The sequence below is a fragment of the Phormidium pseudopriestleyi FRX01 genome (assembly GCF_017313335.1).
GTDB classification, from domain to species: domain Bacteria; phylum Cyanobacteriota; class Cyanobacteriia; order Cyanobacteriales; family Laspinemataceae; genus Laspinema; species Laspinema pseudopriestleyi.
The window spans coordinates 1-5215 of sequence record NZ_JAFLQW010000562.1; the positions used below are offsets into that span (position 1 = coordinate 1).

The window sequence follows — 5215 nt, forward strand, 5'->3', positions numbered from 1 at the left end:
TAACCCAGATTTGCAGCAAGCCGGGTTCACCAACCAACAAGCGATTGCCCATTTTATTGCCTTTGGATTTGAGGAACTCCGCCAAGCAACGCCTGTAGTCGCTGAGGTAGAAACTTTAAAAAATAATCTGGCAACGGCTCCCAGTTTAGGGGAAGTTCAATTAGGCTTTCGGCAAAATTTACAACCGACTCGTGTCGCCAATCCTGCTCGGGTAGAGGGGGTGATTTCCAATGAGGATCGGGTAGATTATTATCGCCTGGAATATTTGCAGAACCCCATCTTAGAGTTTCCCGGATTGAGCGATCAGATTAACATCAAAGTTATTAATGTTAATCCTGACTTTTTCCCTGAATCCTTGCGGGGTCCGTTGAACTTGGATGTCGTCCGGACGGGAATCGATGCTCAAGTTTTAGAGCAAGTTAATTTACCGATTGAAACAACGGTGCTTCCGGAGGGAGCATTTACCGTGGTTGCTGAGTTGAATTCCACGGATCCGAATGGCCTCGTCCTGGAGGTTTTTACGCAACAGTTCAATCGAGAGATCATTACTCCCGAGAATTTCGTTCTGATGGTGGAAGCATCTGATGAACTGACCAATCCTACCCCTTATTCTGTCATTTATCGGTATCCCTTCCTCGCTTCGATGCCACCCCCCATACCGGGTTTGCCGTCACGGCCAGCTCCCAATTTGCCCCCTGAGTGTTTTGATAGTCCGATCGCTTCAATGGCCGAGTTCCCTTTAGCAACGGTTGAAGTGGGAAGTTTGTCTGATTCTCTGTGGGATGTGGGGAATTCACCGGAAGCGTTAAATTTGTTGGGTTAAAGGGGGATTTCCTCTAGGACTTACGCAATCGTTAATATTAAACAATAAATGTAGAGGCGAGAAAGCGAATCGCCTCTACATTTAGGGTCCGTGATACCGAACAATTAAGAACGACTGAAGTCGTTACTACGAACTTGAAGAAACGACTGAAGTCGTTACTACGAACTGGGGACGATCGCCTGTAAGATTTGGTCTCGGTTGAGGTTGCGTCCGATGAAGACTAGGCGGGTTTGGCGGGATTCGGCTTGCTGCCAAGGGCGATCATAGAAGTGGTCAAAGCGTTTGCCGACCCCTTGTAAGACTAATCGCATGGGTTTATTCAAGACAGAAACAAATCCTTTGATGCGATAAATCTCTGCTTTTTCTACAAGGTTTTGTAGTTGCGTGACTAAGGTTTTAGGGTCGAAGGTTTGGTCTAAAATGACATGAATTGAATTGATGTCATCATCGTGTTCATGGTCTTCCTCGGTATCATGGTGACTGGGACGACTGTCTAAGTTGTCTTCGACTGCGGCATTAAATCCTAGGAGTAAGTCAGCGGTAATTTCACTGCTTTTGCAGGGAACAATTTTGACGTGAGGGGGAAGTTGCGATCGCAGCCAAGTGATGACTTTAGTTTGAGTTTCCGCATCGACTAAATCGACTTTGGTCAGTAATACTAAGTCTGCACAAGCGAGTTGGTCCTCAAACAGTTCTTCGATGGGGGTCTCGTGATCTAAGCTAGGGTCAGCTTGTCGCGCTTGTTCTAAGGCATCGATATCGCCCACGAGAGTACCGGCAGCAACTGCCTCACAATCTACCAGAGTGACCACGCCATCGACCGTGGCCCCGGTGCGAATTTCCGGCCAACGGAAGGCTTGAATTAGGGGTTTGGGTAGGGCGAGTCCGGAGGTTTCGATTAACATACAATCGAGGCGATCGCGCTGTTTGAGCAATTCCTGCATTGTAGGCAAAAATTCCTCTTGAACAGTGCAACAGAGGCAACCATTGGTGAGTTCAATAATATTGCTATTTGTAGCGGGAGATTCGTCACACACTTGACAGGATTTGAGAAACTCGCCGTCAATGCCGACTTCGCCAAATTCATTGACGATCACGGCAATGCGCCGTCCTTGATTGTTTTGGAGGAGGTTGCGAATGGTGCTGGTTTTGCCAGCGCCGAGAAAACCAGTGATGACGGTAACCGGAATTTTATGCATGGGTTAATGTGAGATAAAGTCAGAAATTAGACGGGTTGACCTAACCCCCCAGCCCCCTTCCCTAGGAGGGCAGGGGGGGTAAGATATTTCTCCCCCTGCCCTTGCAGGGAAGGGGGGCTAGGGGGGGTTAGGTTTCTCTAGCTAGTCCCTCAAACATGAGATCAGGTAAAGGGGATTAACCTAGAATTGAAGAGGCGAGAAATGCTGCGCCGATGCCACCAATGGTAAATCCAGCAAATCGCAGGGATAAGCTGGGGTCGCGATCCAAAGCGGTGAAAGTTTTGCGGGCGAGACCGATCGCCCCTGCTGCGATCGCGATTTGGATAGCGGTAAATCCAATCAGGTAAGCCAGGAGGGGGGCGGTTTCTGCACCGATGATGGCTTCACCGTAGGCATATCCGTGAAAGATGCCAGCGACGGCAGCGATCGCAGCGACGAGCTTTAAATTGGGCCGTTCTTTCATCGCCAGAAGGGTTCCGACGGTGAGGACAGAAGCGGCAATGATGATTTCTACCGCCGGAATATCCACAGTGAGTAAATGAATTCCGGTTCCTCCCATTGCGGCGATCGCAAAGGTGATGGGAATCGCGATGCCGTAGGGATGGAAGGCAGACAGTAAGGCGATCGCCACCACAAACGCGAAATGATCCAACCCGATAATCGGATGCATGAATCCCGAGAGGAGTCCCTCCCAGAAGTTACTCGGCATGGCGCCATTCATCCCGTGATGGGCGAATGCTGGTTCGATTCCCCAGAACAAGGCGAGGGCAACAGCAACGATCATCAATCCCCCTTTTATTCTGGGGTTAAGGGTGAGAACAGATTGTAATCCGGTGAGGGTTTGCTTCAGCATGGGTTCGGTTTAAAAAAATTGAGCGGGTCAATATCGACAAGTGAGCCAGGGCAGGGGCATAAGTGCGACTGCCACTTAGTTTCCAGGGAACCGTGAGGATGTATTCCCCACAATGGGGAGTAAAAATCCAGCCCTCGGGACGATTCCGATACCTGGGTTTCCTGAAAATTGGCAAGGACGTGAGTAGCTGGTCTGGTTGACAGAACTCACAAAAAAAGCAAATTTTTCCCCTTGGCGTTGGTGTAGGGTCAAAAGTACGATCGGGCTGCCGTACTGTTACGCGCAAGGGCTACTATCGACAGAATAGCGTGTTCTGGTAAAGGAAAATCAATGCCCATCTGTACCTCGCAGATGAATGTAAGGGTGGACGATCGAGGCGGTGGGCATTCTGACTTACCTACCCCAGAGGGCAAATGGAGATTTGCGGGGAACCTGGGTATGGGATCACAGTTGCGGGACAGTGCCGGATTTTTACCTGGCTTTCCCCCTTACGTCTGATGGCTGGACCCCATCAGAACCGCCTGATAGGGGATATCTTACCGCATCCGAGACAGTTTACCACCGAGAAATAAGGAGAGAATATGAAAAAGTTGCACCCATGAGGAGAGATGCAACTTTTAGAAGGTCACCGGACTGGTGGGGTACTGGCAATGAATGGCCTTCAGGACTAGCGATCGCCACTGGAGTGGGGGAAGGGTTAAACTAGGAGCAACCCACTGGATTCGTAGAGCAGAATAGATTGACGATGGGGACGATATATCGCCCCTTCACTTTCTAGGCGTTGGAGGAGGCGAGTCACGGTAACTCGGGAGATGCCGATCGCCTCAGCAATTTCTTGATGAGTCATTGGCAATTCTAGCAACCGACCCTGTTCCACGGGACGAGCAAATTTATCGCTTAACCAGACCAAAAACTTGAGCAAGCGTTCCTGGACTTGCTTACAGTGAATAATAGTGAGGAGTTCTTCCGTTTTTTGGGTGTGGGTGCGAATGGCATCTAAGACTTGTTGCCACTGATGCCCTGGAATTATGCTGACTTCCACAGAGGTTAAACATTCTATTTGATAACCGTTAATGCAACAGAGGGGTTCACCCACCACATCTCCTGGCCCCCAATATCCGGAGGCGATGGTGGACCCATCTTCCGTCCAGGTGATCGTCCGGACCACTCCCCGCTCAATTTTCCACAGGATATTTTGCCACATCGGGATTGAATCTTTTCGGTTAAACGTTCGCCTCACTGGGGAAGAGACTGAAGCCAAAGTTGCAATTGTCATAAAAAAATTGTTTTTAGATTATTATTGGTGGTTATGAAATGGGATCAGAAAAGAGGCGATTGCCCCAAAAGTGCATTGGCGAAATGCCGGGACAGTCGCCTCTTTTCTCGGATTGGGAATTTTATTCAGCCTCATCGGACTCAGTGCCAATTCCTAATTGTTTTTTCGACCGTTTGAGCTGTTTCCAAAGTCTTTTAATTTGTTTGTAAGCATCCTCTGGCGGTAATTTTCCCCCGGTTTCTAAACAACTAATCACGCTAACGCGCTGGGCAAACTCCTGCAAGTTGGCATTAAAAACCATATTTTCTGGATTGTCTGGTGTGAATTTGCCGTAATAACGACTGCGAGGAGATATAAAATCAAATTTGTCATGCATTGTCTTACCCCAATCTTTCCCTTGGCTATTTGCGGGAGAATCAAGCCCTGTAACGGAATTTGTTAGCGGAGATTCCCCCTCCTGACCACTTTAGCGTTATTGCTAAATTGTGGCAATTAAGCATTGGGCGTTCAATTTCTGCGGGTTGGGTTCAGGCCCAAAACTGATTCCTCGCCGAGTTCAGGTTTGACGATTGCTGGGTGGAAAATTGCCGATTTTTGGCGATCTCTGTTGTTTGGCAGTTTTTCCCGGCAAAAATGAGGGTGAGAACCCGGATGCCACCGCCTCAAGCCGGTGGCAAAGCCAGCAATAATTTAGTGAACTCCAAAAAATAAAATACCGAAAACCCACACCCTCAGCGGGAGGACTGCGATAAACCGGATTGAAATAGACAAGGGTCCAGAATGGGGGACCCCGAATATGGGGTAAATGGGAGCCAACAGTTTAAATAAATTAAGATTCAACATCCTCCAAAAGGTAGAGATTTAACCCAGATTCCGATACAGTGAACAAAAGCGCAATGGAGAGGCGGAAGGATTGGCTGCGCCGATCGCCCCTGGGGCGTCAAAAATCTGCTGTGCAACTCCCTACTATCAGCAAAGGAATCCCGAGATGAACCTCCTAGAACTAGAACGAGAAACCACCAAAATGACTCGGGTGATCATGACCCGACATATCGCGATCGGGA

Annotated in this window: 5 protein-coding genes and 1 riboswitch; of the genes, 1 reads left to right on the forward strand and 4 read right to left on the reverse strand. The window is 48.9% G+C overall.

Features of this window, described 5'->3' with window-relative positions; all coding sequences use genetic code 11:
* The coding region (locus J0895_RS21320) for a hypothetical protein (protein WP_207090009.1) at positions 1-823 on the forward strand (823 nt) is incomplete at its 5' end.
* A 158-nt stretch (positions 824-981) separates the two neighbouring features.
* Here the strand turns inward: J0895_RS21320 and cobW are convergent.
* The 4 genes from cobW to J0895_RS21340 form a co-directional block, all read right to left on the reverse strand.
* Positions 982-2022 (reverse strand): cobalamin biosynthesis protein CobW, encoded by a 1041-nt coding sequence (gene cobW / locus J0895_RS21325; RefSeq protein ID WP_207090010.1) that lies wholly within the window; start codon positions 2020-2022, stop codon positions 982-984.
* A gap of 175 nt (positions 2023-2197) precedes the next feature.
* Positions 2198-2875 (reverse strand): HupE/UreJ family protein, encoded by a 678-nt coding sequence (locus J0895_RS21330; RefSeq protein ID WP_207090011.1) that lies wholly within the window; start codon positions 2873-2875, stop codon positions 2198-2200.
* Between the two features lie 361 nt (positions 2876-3236).
* Positions 3237-3412, reverse strand: a riboswitch (cobalamin riboswitch).
* Between the two features lie 160 nt (positions 3413-3572).
* Positions 3573-4151: a Crp/Fnr family transcriptional regulator gene (locus J0895_RS21335; protein WP_207090012.1), complete on the reverse strand. Its 579-nt coding sequence runs from the start codon at positions 4149-4151 to the stop codon at positions 3573-3575.
* Positions 4152-4272: 121 nt separating this feature from the next.
* Entirely contained in the window at positions 4273-4527 is a 255-nt protein-coding gene (locus J0895_RS21340) for a DUF7219 family protein (protein WP_207090013.1), read from the reverse strand.
* Positions 4528-5215: the final 688 nt, after the last annotated feature.

What these genes read in the sequence shown, in the direction of transcription:
- cobW (WP_207090010.1), bottom strand. Translation starts at nt 2,022, where the DNA reads ATGCATAAAATTCCGGTTACCGTCATCACTGGTTTTCTCGGCGCTGGC.
- J0895_RS21330 (WP_207090011.1), bottom strand. Translation starts at nt 2,875, where the DNA reads ATGCTGAAGCAAACCCTCACCGGATTACAATCTGTTCTCACCCTTAAC.
- J0895_RS21335 (WP_207090012.1), bottom strand. Translation starts at nt 4,151, where the DNA reads ATGACAATTGCAACTTTGGCTTCAGTCTCTTCCCCAGTGAGGCGAACG.
- J0895_RS21340 (WP_207090013.1), bottom strand. Translation starts at nt 4,527, where the DNA reads ATGCATGACAAATTTGATTTTATATCTCCTCGCAGTCGTTATTACGGC.